Annotated in this window: 14 protein-coding genes; 11 read left to right on the top strand and 3 right to left on the bottom strand. The window is 45.1% G+C overall.

What is annotated here, in order from left to right; all coding sequences use genetic code 11:
- Positions 1–8 precede the first annotated feature (8 nt).
- Genes edd through ACYTPF_RS08860 form a run of 3 tightly spaced genes read left to right on the top strand, consistent with a single transcriptional unit; the run spans position 9 to position 3436 of the window.
- Positions 9–1835 carry a phosphogluconate dehydratase gene (gene edd, locus ACYTPF_RS08870; RefSeq protein ID WP_461851953.1) on the top strand — a complete coding sequence of 609 codons (1827 nt, stop codon included), beginning with the start codon at positions 9–11 and terminating at the stop codon, positions 1833–1835.
- On the top strand, positions 1835–2788 hold the full coding sequence (locus tag ACYTPF_RS08865; protein ID WP_269918098.1) for a glucokinase: 954 nt from the start codon (positions 1835–1837) through the stop codon (positions 2786–2788). The genes edd and ACYTPF_RS08865 overlap by 1 nt, the downstream gene beginning before the upstream one ends.
- A gap of 3 nt (positions 2789–2791) precedes the next feature.
- Complete coding sequence (locus ACYTPF_RS08860; RefSeq protein ID WP_179983754.1) at positions 2792–3436, top strand: bifunctional 4-hydroxy-2-oxoglutarate aldolase/2-dehydro-3-deoxy-phosphogluconate aldolase; 645 nt, start codon at positions 2792–2794, stop codon at positions 3434–3436.
- Between the two features lie 126 nt (positions 3437–3562).
- Here the strand turns inward: ACYTPF_RS08860 and ACYTPF_RS08855 are convergent, their stop codons facing one another.
- Positions 3563–4414: a D-hexose-6-phosphate mutarotase gene (locus ACYTPF_RS08855; RefSeq protein ID WP_461851952.1), complete on the bottom strand. Its 852-nt coding sequence runs from the start codon at positions 4412–4414 to the stop codon at positions 3563–3565.
- 176 nt (positions 4415–4590) lie between these two features.
- Entirely contained in the window at positions 4591–5586 is a 996-nt protein-coding gene (gene gap / locus ACYTPF_RS08850; protein ID WP_118494003.1) for a type I glyceraldehyde-3-phosphate dehydrogenase, read from the bottom strand.
- A gap of 236 nt (positions 5587–5822) precedes the next feature.
- On the opposite strand from gap, the gene malQ reads away from it, so the two are divergent.
- From malQ to msrB, 5 genes are all read left to right on the top strand, one after another.
- The gene (gene malQ, locus ACYTPF_RS08845; RefSeq protein ID WP_461851951.1) at positions 5823–8021 is read left to right on the top strand and encodes a 4-alpha-glucanotransferase; all 2199 of its coding nucleotides are present in this window, start codon (positions 5823–5825) and stop codon (positions 8019–8021) included.
- A 158-nt stretch (positions 8022–8179) separates the two neighbouring features.
- Positions 8180–10354: a 1,4-alpha-glucan branching protein GlgB gene (gene glgB / locus ACYTPF_RS08840; RefSeq protein ID WP_461851950.1), complete on the top strand. Its 2175-nt coding sequence runs from the start codon at positions 8180–8182 to the stop codon at positions 10352–10354.
- Positions 10355–10402: 48 nt separating this feature from the next.
- On the top strand, positions 10403–12502 hold the full coding sequence (gene glgX, locus ACYTPF_RS08835; protein WP_461851949.1) for a glycogen debranching protein GlgX: 2100 nt from the start codon (positions 10403–10405) through the stop codon (positions 12500–12502).
- A gap of 443 nt (positions 12503–12945) precedes the next feature.
- Positions 12946–14499 carry an NADP-dependent phosphogluconate dehydrogenase gene (gndA, locus tag ACYTPF_RS08830; protein WP_461851948.1) on the top strand — a complete coding sequence of 518 codons (1554 nt, stop codon included), beginning with the start codon at positions 12946–12948 and terminating at the stop codon, positions 14497–14499.
- A gap of 98 nt (positions 14500–14597) precedes the next feature.
- Positions 14598–15026, top strand: a complete 429-nt coding sequence (msrB, locus tag ACYTPF_RS08825; RefSeq protein ID WP_269918091.1) for a peptide-methionine (R)-S-oxide reductase MsrB — start codon at positions 14598–14600, stop codon at positions 15024–15026.
- Between the two features lie 171 nt (positions 15027–15197).
- On the opposite strand, the gene ACYTPF_RS08820 is transcribed toward msrB, so the two are convergent.
- Complete coding sequence (locus ACYTPF_RS08820; RefSeq protein ID WP_461851947.1) at positions 15198–16079, bottom strand: DUF2989 domain-containing protein; 882 nt, start codon at positions 16077–16079, stop codon at positions 15198–15200.
- A gap of 192 nt (positions 16080–16271) precedes the next feature.
- On the opposite strand from ACYTPF_RS08820, the gene ACYTPF_RS08815 reads away from it, so the two are divergent.
- From ACYTPF_RS08815 to ACYTPF_RS08805, 3 genes are all read left to right on the top strand, one after another.
- Positions 16272–17717 carry a glyceraldehyde-3-phosphate dehydrogenase gene (locus ACYTPF_RS08815; protein WP_269918089.1) on the top strand — a complete coding sequence of 482 codons (1446 nt, stop codon included), beginning with the start codon at positions 16272–16274 and terminating at the stop codon, positions 17715–17717.
- 192 nt (positions 17718–17909) lie between these two features.
- On the top strand, positions 17910–19049 hold the full coding sequence (locus ACYTPF_RS08810; protein ID WP_136782846.1) for a M14 family metallopeptidase: 1140 nt from the start codon (positions 17910–17912) through the stop codon (positions 19047–19049).
- Positions 19050–19158: 109 nt separating this feature from the next.
- Positions 19159–20817: an alanine/glycine:cation symporter family protein gene (locus ACYTPF_RS08805; RefSeq protein ID WP_461851946.1), complete on the top strand. Its 1659-nt coding sequence runs from the start codon at positions 19159–19161 to the stop codon at positions 20815–20817.
- The last annotated feature ends 223 nt before the right edge of the window (positions 20818–21040 follow it).

Here is a 21040-nt window from a genome sequence, read left to right as displayed (position 1 = left end):
GAGACAATATGAATCCAAAAATTGCTGAAGTTACGCAACGAATTATCGAGCGTAGTAAAGAAACGCGTAAAGCGTATTTAGAAAAGATTGAGGAAGCACGCCGTCAAGGTCCACACCGCGGTGTACTATCGTGCGGAAACTTGGCACACGGCTTTGCTGCATGTGGTACAAGTGAAAAGGCTGATCTTCGTTCCATGACCAAAGCCAACGTGGCTATTGTGTCTGCGTACAACGACATGCTTTCTGCTCACCAGCCTTATGAAACTTACCCTGCGCTTATCCGCGAAGCGGTAAAAGAAGTGGGCAGTGTAGCGCAGTTTGCCGGTGGTGTACCTGCAATGTGTGATGGTGTGACGCAGGGCCAGTCTGGTATGGACTTAAGTCTTATGAGCCGTGACAATATCGCTCAGGGCGCAGCTATCGCGCTTTCACACAACATGTTTGATAGCACCCTGATGCTAGGCATTTGCGATAAGATTGTACCTGGACTGCTAATGGGCGCACTTACGTTTGGTCACTTGCCAACGGTGTTTGTTCCAGCCGGTCCTATGCCATCAGGCTTGCCAAATAAAGAAAAAGCCCGCGTTCGTCAGGAATTTGCTGAAGGCAAAGTTGGTCGCGACGCGCTGCTTGAAGCTGAGTCTCAGTCTTATCATTCTGCTGGTACTTGTACTTTCTACGGTACAGCCAACTCAAACCAGCTTGTGGTTGAGATGATGGGCTTACACTTACCAGGTTCTTCGTTTGTTAACCCTGGTACGCCACTGCGTGACGCGCTAACAAAAGCCGCTGCAGTTCAAGCAACTCGCCTAACTGACCTTGGCGACAATTACACGCCAATTGGCCACATTGTAGATGCTAAGGCTATTGTGAACGGTCTTGTAGGTTTACTTGCAACGGGTGGTTCTACTAACCACACCATGCACCTTATCGCTGTTGCGCGCGCTGCTGGTTACATTGTTAACTGGGATGATTTCTCAGATATTTCAAATGCGGTTCCACTACTTACCCGTATTTATCCTAACGGTTCAGCAGACATTAACCACTTTGTTGCCGCTGGCGGTATGTCGTTGCTTATCAAGCAACTGCTTGACGCAGGACTACTACACAACGATGTGAAAACTATCGTTGGTGATGGTCTAGACCTATACACCAAAGAGCCTGTGCTAAAAGACGGCGAGCTAGAGTGGCGCGACGGCCCAACAGAATCTCTGGATAAAGAGGTACTCGCGACCGTTGATGAACCATTTAAGCCTGATGGTGGTTTGAGCGTGCTTGACGGTAACTTAGGCCGCGGCGTAATCAAAACGTCTGCGCTTCGTACTCCGCATTGCACGATTAAAGCGCCAGCGGTAGTGTTTGAAGATCAGTTCGAACTAGATGACGCGTTTAAATCTGGCAAGCTAGATAAAGACTGCATCGTGGTTGTTCGCTTCCAAGGCCCATCGGCCATAGGTATGCCAGAGCTTCACCGCTTGACGCCACCGCTTGGAGTAATTCAGGACCGTGGATTCAAAGTAGCACTTGTTACTGACGGTCGTATGTCGGGTGCATCAGGTAAGGTACCTGCTGCTATCCATGTGACTCCAGAAGCTTATAAAGGTGGTCTACTTGCTAAGGTACAAGAAGGCGACATTATTGAGCTCAACACCGAAACCGGTGCTTTAACTCTGCACGTTGATGACGAAACACTTGCCGCTCGAGAAGCAGCGCCAGCAAGCTTGGCGAAGCATCATGTTGGTATGGGACGTGAAATGTTTGCAGGTATACGTGCCATCCTTACTGGTGCAGAAGAAGGGGCGTGTTCACTGTTTTACACGCAGGAGCAAGCATAATGAGCCAAAAGTTTGTGGCTGATGTCGGCGGCACCAATATTCGCGTTGCGAGAGTAACCGAGTCGGGCGTCACTGACATCAAAAAATACATGTGTAATGACTTTGCTAGCATTGATTTGGCTATTACACAGTATTTTACTGATATGCCAGAGCACAACTTTACCCAAGGTTGTATTGCAATTGCCTGCCCAGTGCTAGGTGACCAAGTTGTAATGACTAACCACAGCTGGGCTTTTTCTCAAAACGCTTTGCGTTCGCAGCTTAAGCTAGACGCGCTGTTTGTTATTAACGACTTCACTGCAGTAGCACACTCATTACCTGTGCTAAGTGAAGACCAAGTTGTTCAAATTGGTGAGGGCACACCAAAAGAGAACGGCAATATTGCTGTTTTTGGCCCGGGTACGGGCCTTGGCGTTGAGCATATCACTATGACTTCAACGGGTTGGCAAACATTAGACGGTGAGGGTGGTCATGTTGACTTCGCTCCCGTTGATGAAACCGATGTTGTGGTTTGGCGTCATTTGCAATCAACGTTGGGGCGGGCTTCTGCTGAAGAAGTGATGTCTGGACGTGGCTTGCACAATATCTACACTGCGTTAGCTAACGATGCGTCTGCCCCTGTAGCTTTTACTGAGCCAGCGCAAATTACAGAAGCAGCATTAAACGGAACGTGTGAGTTAGCTGAAGCAACACTGACTCAGTTTTGTCGAATCATGGGAAGCTTCGCGGGTAATATAGCGCTGAATATGGCGACTACTGGCGGCATCTTTATTGGTGGAGGTATTGCAAATCGTTTCCCTGAGTTTATTCAAAATAGCGATTTCAGAGCGCGTTTTGAAGCTAAAGGGCAAATGAAGCATTACGTAAAAGACATTCCCACCTATCTTATTGCAGAGCCTGATCACGGTTTATTAGGTGCGGCTGCATATCTGAATCAAAATACAGCGAGCTAAATTATGACATCAAAATGGAAAACTTCACCAGAGGAAATTTTTGCGGCCGGCCCAGTTGTACCTGTATTGGTTATCAACGACGTAGAAAAAGCGGTACCTCTGGCAAAAGCGCTAATGGAAGGTGGAATTAAAGTTTTAGAAGTAACTTTACGTACACCTGCAGCAATTGACGTAATTAAGCGAATTGCTGAAGAAGTGCCAGATTCTTTAATCGGAGCGGGTACGGTAACCAACGCACAACAGCTAAAGGCGGTTGTTGAAGCCGGCGCTAAGTTTGCTATTAGCCCAGGCATGACGGCTGACTTGCTTAAAGCGGGTATGGATGCTGATATTCCACTTATCCCAGGTATTTCTTCAACGTCTGACTTAATGAAGGGTAAAGATGCGGGTTACACCCATATGAAATTCTTCCCTGCAGAAGCGTCAGGTGGCGTTAAGGCTATCAAATCTATCAGCGGTCCTTTCCCTGATGTAACCTTCTGCCCAACAGGCGGCATTGGTCCAAATAACTACAACGATTACTTGGCACTTAAGAATGTTAAGTGCGTGGGTGGTTCGTGGTTAGCGCCAGATGATGCAATTGAGTCAGGTGATTGGGCGCGCATTACCCAGTTGGCTAAAGAAGCCGTTGCAGGTGCTAAGCAGTAAAAGCCGCTAAGCTCTACGTTATAAAAAAACCTGCCAATTGTGCAGGTTTTTTTATAAGAGACTTCGCTATTAAATAGTGCTAGAAAGCACGACTCTTAGCGAAAGACCATCGATATAGCCACACGTTTACTTGGGAACAATAGTCTGGCTAAGAGTGTGACTTTCACCAGGTGCTAACGTTTTGCCTTGGGTTAATGACGTCTCCACACAAAGCATATGCTTATAGCCAAATGGGTCCATGTCTGAAATGGACGCAGCACCTTGCCATGGGTTCCACACAACAAGTGAATCATTGCCCTGTGAAACAACTTCGGTAAACGTACTGCCGTCTACTTCAATATCAGCGTTTGTAATGGGCGCAATATGAATTCGGTCGGTTTCTCCGGTAATGGTGTAAGGCGATGGCGTAGGCTTAACCGCCCAAGCGTCAAGCTTGTCTTTATATTCGCCCTCAATGCCATTTATAACTGCTTGCTGAATATCATCAACATGAAAATAAGTGTGCAAAGCACAGTTAAAGTCGAATGCTACCACCCCTGTGTTTTCAGTAACCAAAGATACCTTCATAGTTTCACCGATAGCGACAACCATGGTTACAGTGCAGTCATTTTCAAATCCCTCAGCCCGGGTAAAACTTGGCGAGAGGGTTATAGTGGTTCCGCTTGCTGATTCTTCTGAATTAACCAGCTTCCACACCTGGGTTCTTAAAAAGCCGTGAGAGGGAAGGGCCCCTTTTTCGCGACCATGGTCATCACTAAACCACGGCCAACACACTGGAATGCCCCCGCGTATTGGGCGCTCGCCGTTTAGATAGGCGTGTGGACTTACCCAAAGTCGCTCTTTGTTATCGCTCTTTGGAACAAAAGATAAAATATGGCCGCCAAATAAGCTTATGCGCGCTGTGGCGAAAGCGTTATCCACGTCTAAAAAGGTAAGACCATTAGACTCGCTAACGGTAACTGAATTCACAGATGGCATACGTCCTCCTTGGACTGAATACTAAACTTACAAATAGGCGACGGAAAAATGTGTGTCGCTGAAAAACCGTCTTTATTTTTGAGACAACAAAAAAAGGTGCAAACACAATGCTTGCACCTTTAGATTAACTCAACTTTAGAACAAATAGTTTAACTATTTATTCTATATTTTGTTTATTACTTAGAAATATGAGCTACTAAGTCTAGAACCTTATTTGAGTAACCCCATTCGTTATCGTACCAAGATACAAGCTTAACGAATGTGTCAGTAAGCGCGATACCTGCAGTAGCGTCGAATACAGAAGTGCGTGCGTCGCCTAAGAAATCGTTTGATACAACTGCATCTTCAGTGTAACCCATGATACCTTTCAGCTCGCCTTCTGAGGCTTCTTTCATTGCAGCACAGATTTCGTCGTAGCTAGCAGCCTTCGCTAGGTTAACCGTAAGATCAACAACTGAAACGTTAGGTGTAGGTACGCGGAAAGCCATACCTGTTAGTTTACCGTTAAGCTCAGGAATTACTTTACCCACTGCTTTGGCAGCACCCGTTGACGATGGGATAATGTTTTGACCCGCACCACGACCACCACGCCAATCTTTCATTGAAGGACCGTCTACGGTTTTTTGCGTTGCTGTAGTAGCGTGAACAGTAGTCATCAGACCGTCTACGATACCAAACTTGTCGTTCAGTACTTTCGCCAGTGGAGCAAGACAGTTAGTAGTACACGACGCGTTAGAAACGATAGTTTCACCTGCGTAGCTTTCTTGGTTCACGCCCATTACGAACATTGGCGTGTCGTCTTTAGAAGGCGCAGACATAACCACTTTCTTCGCGCCAGCTTCAATGTGCTTTGCCGCAGTTTCTTTAGTTAGGAATAGACCGGTAGATTCAACAACTACGTCAACATCTACTTCATCCCACTTAAGCGCAGCTGGATCTCTTTCAGAAGTAATACGGATAGTTTTGCCGTTTACAACTAGACTGTTGTTATCAACTGAAACTTCACCGTCGAATAAACCGTGCGTCGAGTCGTATTTCAAAAGATAAGCAATGTAGTCTGTGTCTAGCAAGTCGTTAATAGCTACAACTTCAATGTCGTTGCGCTCAGCTGCTGCACGCATTACTAGGCGACCAATACGGCCAAAACCATTGATACCGATGCGGATTGTCATAACGTACCCCGATTGTTCAAATAAAATGAAAATAAATTACGTAAAGTATGGATCAAAATGCCATAATTAGCAAAATAAAAAGCTAAAGTGTTGCAAAATTACGAATAAGTGCTATTGCAATCGTATTCACATATCGCGAAGCCTTTGTTTCTAGAATAATGTTAAAAATTTGTTTGCAGACGCACTTTGCACCTTTGGCCTATGCGTCTTTCACCGAATAACAGGAATGACACACCATGACACAACAACTTCTGCAACAACTGGTTGAAATGCGGGGAATTGAAACCCAATACGTCGACGCATGGGGAAAACCAGCAACCATCGCAGAATCAAGCAAAGCGAAATTGCTAAACACGCTTGGCTATGACACCAGCAGTGATGAAAAAATTCAGTCACAAATTACACAAGATATTAAATCGGTATGGTTGTCGCCTTTAAATCCTGTTCAAGTTGTACGAAACACCCAAGAAATCATTATAGCTGTTCGCTTACCCATCGAGTTGGTTAACGATGACCATACACTTACTATTACGTGTGAAAATGGTGACGTACAGACCCATCAATTTACGCCTGTTGATCAAGAAATGACGACAATGGCGCACATTGACGATGTTGAATTTCATGAATACGTAGTAACCCTACCTTTGGATTTACCACTTGGATATCACGACGTAGCATTAAGTGCAGATGATGATGAATTCGCACGTTCTCGCCTAATTGTGGCACCAGAGGCATGCTATACACCGAAAGAGATTAAAGAAGGCAAAAAAATCTGGGGCCTAAGTGTTCAGCTTTACTGTGTTCGCAGTGAAAAGAACTGGGGCATTGGTGATTTCTCAGACCTTGCACTGCTTATTGAAAAAGCCGCGGGCGTTGGCGCAGATTTTATCGGGCTTAACCCAATTCATGCGCTTTACCCAGCTAATCCTAACGCATGCTCTCCTTATGGGCCAAGCTCACGTCGCTGGTTAAACTATTTATATATCGATGTAACTGCAATTGACGGTTACGACGATGCATCGGTGCAAACGGTAGTTAGCAGTGATGAGTTTAGCGCTACGCTAGAACATGCCCGTAATGTTGAGCATGTAGACTACGAAGCAGTAGCCCATGTGAAATTAGCAGCCCTTAAAGCGGTGTTTGATGTTTACGATGCTAAATACCTTTGTAAAAACACCAAACAAAATAAGGCATTTAATGCTTTTGTTGATGCCGGTGGCGAAAGCTTAGATATGTTAGCGGTGTACGATGCTCTTCAGTCACACCTAAAAGCTGATGGTAAGGAAAGTTGGGGGTGGCCGGTATTTCCACAGGAATACAAAGACTATCATAACCCAGCAGTGGCTAAGTTTAAGGCCGCTAATCAGCATGAAGTTAAGTTTTACCTGTTCCTTCAATGGATTGCTGCCCAGCAACTTGAAGCAGCAAGTAATAAAGCAACCGATGCAGGTATGACTATTGGTCTTTATCGCGACCTTGCTGTTGGTGTAAGTGAAGGCAGTGCCGAGATTTGGGGTAACAAAGACTTGTACTGCACGGGGGCAAGTGTAGGTGCTCCACCGGATATCTTGGGCCCACTAGGCCAGAACTGGGGGTTGCCGCCAATGGACCCTCGCAAGCTTTACGAACAAGCCTATCAGCCAATTATTGACTTGTTTGCGTCTAACATGGCGTCTTCAGGTTCGTTGCGTATCGACCACGTTATGGCGTTACTCCGTTTGTGGTGGGTAGTGAAGGGCGACCACGCGAAAGACGGTGGTTATGTTTATTATCCTGTCGACGATTTGCTAGGTATTTTAGCGTTAGAAAGTCATCGCAATGAAAGTTTGGTTATTGGTGAAGACCTAGGCACCGTACCCGAAGAAATTCGCGGCAAGCTCGCTGATAATGGCGTGTACTCCTACCGCGTATTTTTCTTCGAGCAAGCAGAAGACGGCGGTTTCTTCTCGCCTAGCCATTATCCCGTTCAGTCGATGTCAACCTTGACTACTCACGATATGCCGACGTTGATTGGTTACTGGCACTGTCTAGATTTAGAGTTGGGTAAAGAAATAGGGCTGTACCCGACAGAAGAAATTCTTCAAACGCTTTATGCAGACCGTCATGAAAATAAACAAGCGATCCTTGATACGCTGCATGGACACGGCTCCATTGGCGACAAGGTAGGTCGCGATGTGAATCACACCGGCATGAATCGCGATTTGAATAACGGCATGCAGGTTCATATGGCAGGGGGGTCAAGTGCGCTGTTAAGTCTTCAACTAGAAGACTGGTTAGAAATGGATAAGCCAGTGAACATTCCTGGTACATTTGATGAGTATCCAAACTGGCGTAGAAAGCTGACTGAGAATATTGAGTCGATGTTTGAAAGACATGATATAAATGAGTTAGCGTCTAAACTTACTCATGCTAGAAAACAAGCAAGCCAAGACTAACTGTCATTGTCAAAGAATCGACGAGAGGCAGTTGCTTAGGCAACTTTAACGAGTAAGATAAAGTACCAAGACGGTACTTGAAAGAGCTTAAATGTGGTCAACGCATTTAAGCTCTCAATTCAACCCGCTGTCATGCGGGTTTTTACTAGGAGTAGCGAATGCAATTAGCGCAGCAGTTCGAACAGGTATTATGTTCTCAGCCGTTTTCCCATTTAGGTATAGTGACAAAAGAGCAAAGCTCTTTACTTCGTGTTTGGCGTCCAAACGCAAGTGAGATAACGATTAAATGGGGCAATCCTGCGCTAAAGGACACAACCGTTACTTCCAGTAATGGTTTGTTCGAAACACCACTGCCAGAAAAGTATCAGGGCGAAATTTATCGCGTTCTAGCTAAAGGCGAAAACGCTTATATCGATCCATATCAATTTACCGACCAGGCTTATCACGCAGTACATTACATCGACAGCACGCCTGCGAACTTATATGAACAAGCTGGCGCGCAAATTATTACATTGACCTCATCAGAAGGTGAAGCTGTAAAAGGGGTAAGGTTCTGCGTATTCGCCCCTAATGCAAGTACGGTTTCACTTATTGGCGATTTCAATCAATGGGATGGTCGTTTACATCCTATGGAAAAAACGTCTATGGGATACTGGGTGCTGTTCGTTCCAGAACTCAGCGACGGAGAGCGCTACAAGTATCAGCTTAAAGATGCGCACGGCCATGACCTGCCGCACAAAGCAGACCCTCTAGGTTTCAGTGCAGAACAATACCCATCCCATGCCTCAAAAATTTACGACCACAACATCTACAAGTGGAATGATGGCGCTTGGATGGAAAAGCGCAAGGGCAATAAATACAACAGCCCGATGAGCATTTACGAGGTACATCTAGGGTCTTGGAAGCGCCCGGGCGTTGAAACGGATGCGCGTTATCTAACGTACAAAGCACTGTCTGATGATCTCATAAGCTATGTAAGTGATATGGGCTACACTCATATAGAACTGCTGCCCATTTCAGAGTTTCCGTTTGATGGCTCATGGGGTTACCAGCCAGTGGGCATGTTCGCGCCAACCAGTAGATTCGGAAACCCAGATGAATTTAAATACTTTGTTGATAAGGCTCACCAAACAGGTATCGGCGTAATTATCGATTGGGTACCCGCTCATTTCCCTGAAGATGGTCACGGTCTAGCAAGATTTGATGGCTCATGTGTCTATGAGTATGAAGATCCAAGGAAGGGCTGGCATCCAGATTGGAATTCATGCATTTATGATTTTGGTAAAGATACAGTACGTCAGTTTTTAGTAGCAAATGCACTGTTTTGGTTAGATAAATTCCACGTGGATGGACTGCGTGTTGATGCTGTGGCCTCCATGCTTTATCTCGATTATTCACGTAATGACGGTGAGTGGATCCCGAACGTGGACGGCGGCAACGAAAACTATGAAGCTATAAGTTTACTCAAATGGATGAATGAAGAAGTGTATAAACACTTCCCTGACGCCATGACCATTGCGGAAGAATCCACCTCATTTCCGAAGGTTTCTCGACCTGTTTTTGAAGGTGGTTTAGGCTTCGGCTTTAAGTGGAACATGGGGTGGATGCATGACTCTTTGCATTACATCGCTAAAGACCCTGCGTACCGAAACTATCACCATGGCGATATTACCTTTAGCATGGTCTACGCGTTTGATGAAAACTTCGTACTGCCTATTTCACACGATGAAGTTGTGCATGGTAAAGGCAGTATGCTGCACAAAATGCCAGGCGATGAATGGCAGCAAGTCGCTAATCTGCGTTGCTATGCCGGTTTTATGTATGGCCATCCCGGTAAAAAACTTAACTTTATGGGCAATGAGCTTGCGCAGGCACGTGAGTGGAACCATGACAGCAGCTTAGACTGGCACCTGCTCGATTATGATAAACACAAGGGTGTCCAAACGCTTTATAAAGCGCTCAATAACCTTTATACATCAACACCAGCGCTATACGAGCAAGACCACGAACCTAGTGGTTTCGCATGGCTAGATCACAGTAATGCAGGTCAAAGCGTAGTATCATTTGTGCGTACGTCAAAAGATGCAAAGCAAAAAGTGTATGTGGTGTCTAATTTTACGCCCGTGCCACGTGAAAACTTCAGAATAGGCGTAGATGATGCATGTACGTTATCGCTTGCACTTAATACCGATGATAGTGCCTACTGGGGGAGCAACTATGAGGTCGTACGTGAAGTTTCCACGCAAAACACGCCTTTCCATAACCGCGGCCACTCGGTAGAGATAACTTTACCGCCGTTAGCCACCGTTTTTTACGTTGCTAATGTAGGTTAATCCGTCTTAGGCGTTATAGCCTTAGCGTATAAGTAGATTGAGAACGCAGTGAAAGAAATTTCAGAGATAGTGCAAATTGTTGAAAGTGGGGTGGGTAATGCACATCCACTTGGCGCCACACTGACTCACGATGGATGTAATTTTGCCGTTTATGCTCCTGATGCTAAAGCGGTCGTATTGTGCTTTTTCAATTGCGATACTGAAGAGGCAATAAGTGAACACCCACTGCCAGAAAAGACTGGAGACGTTTGGCACGGTCATTTTAGTGGTGTAAGTGCAGGCCAATACTATGGGTACCGTGTAGAGCGTGGAGAAGGTGGTTTACATGCCGTGCCCACTGACAAGTTACTTATTGATCCGTACGCCAAAAAAATCAGCCGTGCAATTAAGTGGGATGCGAGGCAGTACAAACACGACTCTCAGTTTATGATCCCTAAGTGCATAGTCATAGATCATAATGACTATGCAACTAATCATGCCCGTCCGCCGGTTATACCTAAACATAAGAGAGTGGTGTATGAAGCACACGTAAAAGGCCTAACAAAGCTTCACCCAGAAGTGCCAAAAGCACACCGTGGTAAATTCATTGGTGCAGCTCACCCTAGCGTCATTAAACACATTAAGGCATTAGGCGTAACAACAGTTCAATTTATGCCTTTGTGTTCGTTTATGCCAGAGCCTTTTATCACCGATAAGGGCTTAACAAACTATTGGGGGTATAACCCCGTTAACTTCTTTGCGCCTGAACCACGCTATGGCGTGTCAGACGCCCTCGCTGAACTTAAGTCTATGATTGACGCTTATCACAGTGCAGGCTTAGAGGTAATAGTTGATGTGGTGTTTAACCACACAGCAGAGGCGGGCGGTGGTGGCCCTATTTTATCCTATAAAGGGTTTTGCCCAAACCAAGCGTATTTGTTGGAACAAACGAAAAACGGTGAATTGGTTTACTCTAATCACTCTGGCTGTGGTAACACAGTAAATACTGCGCAGCCATTTATGATGGGGCTTATTCTAGATGCCATGCGTCACTGGGTGTCCGTTATTGGTGTAGACGGTTTTCGCTTCGATTTGGCAGTTTGTTTGGGAAGAGAGCCCCAGCAATACAATAAGAAATCCGGGTTACTAAGAGCCATCAGTAGCGACCCTGTTTTAAAAGATAAGGTGCTGCTCGCTGAGCCTTGGGATATTGGTCCAAACGGTTACCAAGTCGGCAACTTCCCGTCACCATGGTTAGAGGTAAATGATAAATACCGCGATACAGTTCGCGCGTTTTGGCGGGGAGATGGTGGTGTAACAGCAGACTTTGCTACGCGGTTAATGGGCTCACGAGATATTTTCCACAAAGGCCGGCGACATATCAGTACGTCAGTTAATAACGTCACTTATCACGATGGTTTCACACTACATGATATGGTGACCTACGCTGAGCGCCACAACCTCGATAACTTAGAAGAAAATCGAGATGGTCATGGGCACAACCTTTCTGCAAACTACGGCGTAGAGGGGGAAACGAATGACGAGCGAATTCTTGCTATGCGAGAGCGACAAAAGCGTAATCTGTTCGCTACCCTGATTTTTTCTCAGGGGACTCCCCATATACTCGGTGGTGATGAGTTAAGTCGTACTCAAAATGGCAACAATAACGCCTACTGCCAGGATAACCCAATTAGCTGGATGAATTGGGAACTAAACAAGCGTAAACAGGACTTTTTAAGCTTTTGCCAGTATGTAGTGCGCTTGCGTCAATCATCATCATTGCTTAGCGAATTAAAGCTTCATGACGACACTTTTACACTATCAAGAAACGTTAAAGAGATTAATTGGTACAAACCGGATGGTTCAGACAAAGCGTCTGAAGATTGGAATGCACATCACAACAAAGCGTTTGGTGTTGAAATAAAGGGCTGTGTCATGAGCCAAAGAGAGCCCGACCAAAAGCCCGAGCACTGGTTTTTGTGTGTGAATGCTAGCGATAGTGACGTGCGTTTTCACCTGCCAACAGTATTACCAAAAGGTGGGTGGACCATGCATTTAGACACGCGCTATAGTTCACTAGAAGAGCAACCTTCTATTTGTATTCAAAAGGTGTTTTTACAAGCCAGTAAATCTCTCACGCTGTTTAGTTTTTCCCAATTTTCGGAATGAAAGTTGTAGTTAAACTAACAGAAAGCCTTAAAACGATAACGCGCTATATCAGGTTTTAATTGTCTGCCAAAGGCCGTTTGCTTTATCAAAACTCACGGCGTTCGCTAACGGGCACGAACCTGATTATTCAGCGCTAGTCGAAATACAGGCAGCGAGATAAACCCAAATAGATAAACGCAGCGCTCGGCCACCGACAAATCACATGCACTGTAGGAAAACGCTACCGTGTCTTTACAATTGTACGAATTTTGTTCTGCGTGGTGATGTGTGTGTTATTCGGTATTAAATAAAAACAAATTTCTCGTTCAAACTGGCCTTAAAAACCTGTTAATGTTTACCGCTGGTGACATTTACACCAGCGCGTACTAATTTGTTAGCTTAAGCTGTTCTTTATTCTTTCTGGTGGTATCATGCGCAGCCATCTGAAATGTGAGGGTGTTCCTATGCAAAAGAAAGGTGGTAATTCGCACGAAGACAAAGCGTGTGATATTGGTTTTATCGGTTTAGGGGTGATGGGTAGTAACCTAACCATGAACCTAGTAGACCATGGCTATCGTGTCGCGTGTTTCGATTTAGATCAAAACAAAGTTGAGTCAATTCTGGCTAAAGACGCAAGCGAAAGAGCCGAAAATACTGAGCCTCGCGTTGAAGGCTGCAGCTCTTACACCGAGCTTTTAAGCAAGTTAAAAGCCCCGCATCTAATCATTATCTCTGTGCCAGCTGGCGCCCCTGTTGACCACGTATGTAATCACCTTATTGACGCGGGAATTCACGCTGACGATATCGTGGTTGATACTGGCAATAGCTTGTGGACTGACTCAGTAGCCCGCGAACAACAGTATAAAGGTAAATTTATCTTCTTCTCTACCGCTGTGTCTGGCGGTGAAGTGGGCGCGCGTTTCGGACCGTCCTTAATGCCATCAGGTAACCCTTATGCGTGGACGCGTATTGAGCCAGTGCTTAAAGCCATTGCGGCAAAAGTTGACCCTGAAACAGGTAAACCATTAGAAAGCCATACGCCAGGCCAGCCTGTGTTAGAAGGCGAGCCATGCGCCACTTATATCGGTCCCGTTGGGGCAGGGCACTACGTAAAAATGGTGCATAACGGTATTGAATACGCCGACATGCAACTTATTTGCGAAACTTACCATGTAATGCGCGAAGCCCTTAAAATGTCGCCTGCTGATATTGCAGAAGTGTTTCGTAATTGGAACGAAGGAAAGTTAAACAGCTACTTGATGGAAATCAGCGCTGAAGTCCTTGAGCAAATGGACCCTGAAACGCAACAGCCATTAGTTGATGTTATCTTAGACAGAGCGGGCCAAAAAGGCACGGGCCTTTGGACTGCAGTAAGTGCATTACAAGTAGGTAGTCCTGCACAGACCATTACTTCTGCAGTATTTGCTCGTAGTATTTCGAGCTTGAAAGAAGAGCGTGTAGCGGCGAGCGAAGTGCTTGCTGGCCCAGATACGCCTACGTTTAGCGATGATCAAAAAGCGTCTATCATCAATAAGCTGGAACAAGCGCTTTATTGCTCCAAAATCTGTGCCTATGCACAGGGTTTCCAGCTTATGGCAATGGCGGGTAAAGAGCACGGTTGGACGCTAGAGTTTGGTGAAATAGCTAAAATATGGCGTGCAGGCTGTATTATTCGCGCTGTATTCCTGCAGTCTATATCTCAAGCCTACGAAACGAATGAAGACTTGGCTAACTTGCTATTAGACCCGTTCTTTGCAGAGCAAATTACGCAGTATCAGGCTGACTGGCGTGAGTCTATCGCTCAGGCGACACTGGCTGGTGTACCGTGCCCTGCAATGATGTCGGCGCTTAGCTACTACGATTCATATCGCACAGCAGTGCTACCAGCTAACTTATTACAAGGTCAACGGGATTACTTTGGTGCACATACTTATCAGCGTGTAGATAAGCCTTCAGGCAAGAAGTATCATATTGAGTGGAGTGATCCAGCACGACCTCAAACTGCTATCAAGAGATAGCATGAACTAAATACTGGGACAAACGTTCATTTTTGAGCGTAAACTATGAAAAGGTGTATTTGTATTCAAATACACCTTTTTTGTTTAAGAGGTAATTTATGTCAACAGGTAAGAACACAAACGCATCACTGAATGAAAAAGACTGGAAAACTGAGCTCAGCGAAGAAGAGTATTATGTATGTCGCGAAGCCGGCACTGAGAGACCTTTTACCGGTGTGCTGCTAGATGAACAGCGAGATGGCCTATACGTCTGTAAGTGCTGTGAAGCGCCACTTTTTCCTTCAGATACTAAGTTTGATGCCGGCTGTGGCTGGCCTTCATTTTATAAACAGCTTGATGACGGCAACGTAGATTATAGAGAAGATTTAACGCACGGTATGCGCCGGGTCGAGATTTTTTGTAAACAGTGTGGTTCACATTTAGGCCACGTATTTCCAGATGGACCTGCGCCAACCGGCCAACGTTATTGCGTTAACTCGCTATCTATGACGTTTAAAGGTGAAGACGATATAAAAATCAAAGGCTAAATACTTTAATTGAATCGCATTTTATTCTATATAAGCGCTAATAAAGGTAAACATCTGATTAAAATTTAACCTTGTGGCAAGTGCCTTTAGACGTAGTTAAAAAAAACCGCCCATAAACGGCGGTTTCTTTAATTATTTACTAATGAAATTGTGTAATTGAATTTCAAAATTCTAAAGTTTGTTGAGTTTTAACGAAGTTGCATCAAACGTAGCGCTGTTCAAGCTACTGACTATTTCATCGATGATATTATCTAATATCTCAACAGGCAGCGCGTATTTCTGGCCAAGCTGCATGCGCTGTGTCTCGTTAAGTCGGTCATCATAATGTTCAGCAACTCCATACCAAACATAGGCAAGGCGAAAGTTATCTTTATCCATTCCCATTGAAGCCAGTGAGTAAAAGATACTGACATCAATATCGTCACTATCCGTGTATAAACTCAGCGCGCGATATAGTGTGCTGATGGTGCGTTCTTGGTCAGTTTTTATTTGTACAGAAGCGAGTTCGACTAACAATTTAGGGTCGCTGACACGGTTGCTCGCCGCATAGCGCTCGAAGCGATGAAAAGCATTTTTGTCGTTATAGCGAGTCCAATGGTAATAAGAAAGATAAGGGTCAAGGGAGTCTTTCGTTTCCCGGCTTAGGCGTTTAATTTCACGCTGTGCAGTAATAACGCCTTTAAGTCTCGTAGCCTCTTTACCTTTTCGTTTAACGTGTTCGATATGTTGTGCTTCTTCGACGCATACTAGGTATTCCTCGAAGTTTAAAAGGAGAGGGTACTTATAAGCCTCGTCTTTTGAATCTTGATTGTAATAACGAAGGCGAATGATCTCGGCACGCTCAGCGCGACAGCGCGCATCTAAACTCAAATCTGTGCAAATCTCACTATGAGATTCACAAATTTCACTGATAGTAGGCTCGAAAAGGTCGCCACAGCCTGTGAGGCTTGTTACTGATAGCCAAAGTGTGGCCATACCTACTTTTGTTGGAAACTTACTAAATAAACTCTCTGTTACAGTAGTTTTCATAGAGGTTTTGAAACTTATCAACAATTTGGTCTTCCTTGCTTGTTTATTTAAGATACTGCTCGTCACCGTCAGGCGAAAACTCACCTAGTGTACCCTAAAAATAATAAAAAGCTGACGCGTAATTAGGATTAGTTAGAAGCGTTTAGGCCAATAATAAATTGGCTGCGCATACAACAATGACAACACCGTTAATTTAATATCGATGAAGGCAGAAGCATGAATCAACAGTTTGAGCAGGAATTACAAAGCAGCTGGCAAGAGCGTCAGGAATACGCAGAAATGATGTTGCCCCTTATTGGTAAGTTATACCGAAATAAGGCAGTTGAAATTTCAGTTTATGGACGCTCGCTACTGAACGCCAGTGCTATTGATGTTATTAAAGCGCACCGCAAAGTGCGTCTGCACGAAGGTATTAAACTACGCCTACGCGAAAGCTACCCAATTTTAGAAGCCCTGAGCAACATGAAGCTTGCTCCGGCACAAATTGATATTGGTAAATTAGCTTTTGATTTTCACTACGGTTCTGCGGTCGACAACAACGACCTTACGGCCTACCTTAACGAAAAACTAAACGACGTTGCCGACAAAGAGGACGATCAGAAACCTCAGGACGTTGTACTATATGGTTTTGGCCGTATAGGTCGTTTACTTGCTCGCTTGCTCATTGAGCGTCAGGGTAAAAACAATAAGCTTCGCTTACGTGCCATTGTGGTTCGTGGCGGACGCGATGGCGACCTAGAAAAGCGCGCAAGCTTACTGCGCCGCGATTCAGTGCATGGGCCGTTCAACGGCAGCATCACAGTTGATCACGAACGTAACGCGCTAAAAGCGAACGGTTCATATATTCAAGTGATTTATGCCAATAGCCCTGATGAAGTGGATTACACCCAATATGGTATCGATAACGCTATCATCGTAGATAACACAGGTATTTGGCGCGACCGCGATGGTCTTGGCCTTCACCTTAAAGCGAAAGGCGCGGCGAAAGCAGTTCTTACCGCACCAGGTAAAGGCGACATCAAGAATATTGTACACGGTGTGAACGATGAAGAGGTGACGCCAGAAGACACAATTGTTTCTGCTGCTAGCTGTACGACAAACGCTATTACGCCAGTACTTAAGGCGCTTGACGAAGAGTACGGTATTGAAAACGGTCACGTTGAAACGGTTCACTCTTACACTAACGATCAAAACCTTATCGATAACTACCACAAGGGCGACCGTCGCGGGCGTAGCGCGCCACTTAATATGGTTATTACCGAAACAGGCGCAGCAAAAGCCGTCGCAAAAGCCTACCCGAAGTTGGCAGGTAAGCTTACCGGTAATGCTATTCGTGTACCTACGCCAAACGTATCGCTAGCGATTTTGAACCTAAATCTTAAGACGCCGGTGGATCGCATTGCCGTCAATGAATTCTTGCGCGATACCGCGCTGTTCTCAAAACTTCAGCACCAAATTGACTACACGGCAAGTAAAGAGATTGTATCGACAGACCTAGTGGGCTCTCGCGCTGCGTCTGTGGTTGACTCTCAGGCAACTATCGCAGCAGACAGCCGTTTGACACTTTACGTATGGTATGACAATGAGTTTGGCTATAGCTGCCAGGTATTGCGCGTGGTTCGCGATATGGCGGGGCTAAGCTTCCCTACATTGCCACTTTAAAATGAAAGCATTAAAAGTAAGCCTTTAAAAAGCCGAACTTTCAACTGTATAAAAAACCGACCCAAGTGGTCGGTTTTTTGATGGTGTAAACATTTTGTATACTCTTGATAGTACAAAACCCGCTGTGTGCGTGGAATTTGTGTTTACGTCTATGCTAAATTAGCGCTCAAATAATGAGGAAAACGACAGTCTATGCATATTTCCAGTCAATTCGACAGCGGTAACATTGAAGTTGTTAGCGCACAATCACCAGACGATATCCGTCTAACCATTCCCAACGACAACCAATCTGAATTTGCTCAGTGGTTCCATTTTCGTTTAGTGGGCGAAACCTTTGTTACGCACACAATGACGATTGGTAACTTGGCAAAATCAGCGTATCCAGAGGGTTGGAAGGGATATAACGTTTTAGCGTCTTACGACCGTCAAACCTGGTTTAGAATTCCTAGCGAATTTGACGGCGATAACCTTACGTTCTCACTAACGTTAGAACAGCCTAGCGTTTACTTTGCGTATTTCATTCCGTACAGCTACGAACGTCATCTCGATCTTGTGCACGACGCGCAAATGTCGTTACTGTGCGAGCATAAATTCTTAGGCCTCACCCTTGATGGCCGTGATATGTCTATGCTGGTTATCGGTGAAGAAACACCCGAAAAGAAAAAAGTCTGGATCACCGCACGCCAACACCCTGGTGAAACCATGGCCGAGTGGTGTGCAGAAGGTATTATTTACCGTTTGCTCGACGAGCAAGATGGTTTGGCTCGACAGTTGCTTGATAACGCTGTGTTTTACATTGTGCCAAATATGAACCCAGACGGAAGCGCGCGCGGTCACCTGCGTACCAACGCTGTAGGAACCAATCTTAATCGCGAGTGGGCAACACCATCGAAAGAAAAAAGCCCAGAAGTACTTTACGTACTTAACGCAATGAGCGAAATTGGTGTAGATATGTATCTTGATTTGCACGGTGATGAGGCATTGCCGTACAACTTTGTTGCAGGAAGTGAAGGTAACCCTAGCTACAATGACACTATCAAAATGCTTGAAAATACGTTTAAAGATGCACTATTGAACGCTACGCCTGAGTTTCAAGACGAGTTTGGCTACGATAAAGATGAGCCGGGTAAGGCTAATTTAACTGTGGCTTCAAACGCGGTGGGCGAGAAGTTCAAATGTATGGCGTACACGGTAGAAATGCCATTTAAAGACAACGCTGATGTACCAGACGACATATACGGTTGGTCGGTACAGCGCAGCCGTCAATTAGGTGAAGATTTGCTTATTGGTGTGAATGCAGTTGTCAAAAAGCTAAAAGCATCAGAGCAATAATATAAAAATAAGGAAGCAAAAGCTTCCGCAAAAAAGGCCTCGACAAAAAGAGGCCTTTTAATTATTAAAATAAAACAACAATTAAACATAATAAAAAAGGGGAATAACGTTGGAAGGGTTATATGGTTTTCTAACTATGCTCGATGGTTTCTTAGGGGGCGCGTTCTGGTTTCCTTATGTACTGTTAGGCGTAGGTCTTTTCTTTACGGTTTATCTTAAGTTTCCGCAAATTCGTTTCTTTAAACACGCCTGGCAGGTTGTTACCGGTAAGTTTGATAAAGAAAGCGATCCAGGTGACACCACGCACTTTCGTGCACTTACAACCGCACTGTCTGGTACCGTAGGTACAGGGAACATCTCAGGTGTTGCTTTCGCTATTTTTCTTGGTGGCCCAGCTGCACTATTTTGGATGTGGGTAACAGCCTTTCTAGGTATGACAACCAAATTTGTAGAAGTTACTCTGTCACATAAATACCGTGTTAAGACAGAAGACGGCACCATGGCTGGTGGCCCTATGTATTATATGGACCGCCGCTTGAACATGAAGTGGCTTGCCGTAGCCTTTGCTATTGCCACGGTGGTAAGTTCATTTGGTACTGGCAACCTTCCGCAAAGTAATGGTATAGCACAAAGTATTGAAGCCACTTTTGGTTTCGAGCCTTGGATGGTGGGTAGTGTACTGGGTATTCTTCTGGCTTTGGTCATTCTTGGTGGTATCCAACGCATTGCCGCGTTTACAGCGCGGGTTGTTCCGGTTATGGCCGTAATCTACCTTATTGGCGCACTTGCCGTGATTTTCGCAAACCTAGAGAACATTGGGCCTTCCTTTGCCGCAGTTATTGGTGATGCGTTCACTGGTTCAGCCGCTGCAGGTGGTTTCTTGGGGGCTTCGTTAGCTTATGCGTTTAACCGTGGTGTTAACCGCGGCCTGTTTTCAAACGAAGCGGGTCAGGGCTCTGCACCTATCGCTCACGCAGCAGCAAAAACGAAAGAGCCTGCGTCAGAAGGTATGGTGTCACTGCTTGAACCTTTCATCGACACTATTCTAATCTGTACCGTTACTGGTTTGGTTATCCTGTCGTCTGGCGTGTGGAAAGAAAAACACGAAAACGTATTCGACCGTTCAGACATGTATTTTGTAGCGGGGCAATACGACGATTCGAACCAAGACGATGTAAACAAGCTATACGGTTACCTCAATGAAATTGAAGGTAACAATGTACAGCCGTACACTGGCTCTATTACTGTTGTTAACGGCACGGCGGTAAGCGATGGCTTTACGCTACTTAATGCTAGATCTGTCGCAGAAGACGTGAAATATGCAGTAGGCAGTGAAGACTTGTTTACTGGCACGCTTAAAATTGTCGACGGAAAGCCGGTTAAAGAGAACCTTGAAGTAAGCGGTAAGTCGCTAGTTCACTCGGCAGCGCTCACTACTATTGCCTTTACTCGTGGCTTCTTTGGCGACTTCGGTCAATATATCGTGTCAATTGGCCTTATGCTGTTTGCGTTCTCAACCGCCATTGCATGGTCTTATTATGGTGACCGCGCTATGACCTACTTGTTTGGTCCTCGTTCGGTAATGCCGTATCGCGTTATCTACGTCGCCGGCTTTGTTTGGGCTGCATTTTCTGACACCACATTAGTTTGGGCACTTTCAGCTGTGGCTATTGTAGTAATGACGCTTCCCAATCTGTTTGGCATCATGCTGCTATGTAAAGAAATGAAAGAAACGGTCAATGACTACTGGTCTCGACACAAAAAATAGTATTTAAGCTACTTTTAGTACTTTTTTTTCGGCAATTTAGAAGAAAGAGAGTACGGAAAGCTAGCCAGTAAAAATGCGCAGTGGTGAACTTTGTACAAAAGTTAACACCCTGCGCATTTTTGTTTTGTAACGAAGAGGGTATTCAACAGAATCGACTTCATTGTTGTGTTGAACTTCAGTATGATACCCGTCCGCGTAAAATGTTGGCGTACTTAATCACGCT

The organism is Alteromonas sp. HB246098, assembly GCF_054890645.1.
Note: the sequence above shows the minus strand (reverse complement) of the source record. Positions and strands in the feature narration are given on the sequence as shown.

Excerpts from the sequence above, each read along its gene's own strand:
- gap (WP_118494003.1), bottom strand. The coding sequence starts at position 5,586 with ATGACAATCCGCATCGGTATCAATGGTTTTGGCCGTATTGGTCGCCTA.
- ACYTPF_RS08860 (WP_179983754.1), top strand. The coding sequence starts at position 2,792 with ATGACATCAAAATGGAAAACTTCACCAGAGGAAATTTTTGCGGCCGGC.
- ACYTPF_RS08810 (WP_136782846.1), top strand. The coding sequence starts at position 17,910 with ATGCATATTTCCAGTCAATTCGACAGCGGTAACATTGAAGTTGTTAGC.
- glgB (WP_461851950.1), top strand. The coding sequence starts at position 8,180 with ATGCAATTAGCGCAGCAGTTCGAACAGGTATTATGTTCTCAGCCGTTT.
- ACYTPF_RS08815 (WP_269918089.1), top strand. The coding sequence starts at position 16,272 with ATGAATCAACAGTTTGAGCAGGAATTACAAAGCAGCTGGCAAGAGCGT.
- malQ (WP_461851951.1), top strand. The coding sequence starts at position 5,823 with ATGACACAACAACTTCTGCAACAACTGGTTGAAATGCGGGGAATTGAA.
- gndA (WP_461851948.1), top strand. The coding sequence starts at position 12,946 with ATGCAAAAGAAAGGTGGTAATTCGCACGAAGACAAAGCGTGTGATATT.
- msrB (WP_269918091.1), top strand. The coding sequence starts at position 14,598 with ATGTCAACAGGTAAGAACACAAACGCATCACTGAATGAAAAAGACTGG.
- edd (WP_461851953.1), top strand. The coding sequence starts at position 9 with ATGAATCCAAAAATTGCTGAAGTTACGCAACGAATTATCGAGCGTAGT.
- ACYTPF_RS08855 (WP_461851952.1), bottom strand. The coding sequence starts at position 4,414 with ATGCCATCTGTGAATTCAGTTACCGTTAGCGAGTCTAATGGTCTTACC.
- ACYTPF_RS08865 (WP_269918098.1), top strand. The coding sequence starts at position 1,835 with ATGAGCCAAAAGTTTGTGGCTGATGTCGGCGGCACCAATATTCGCGTT.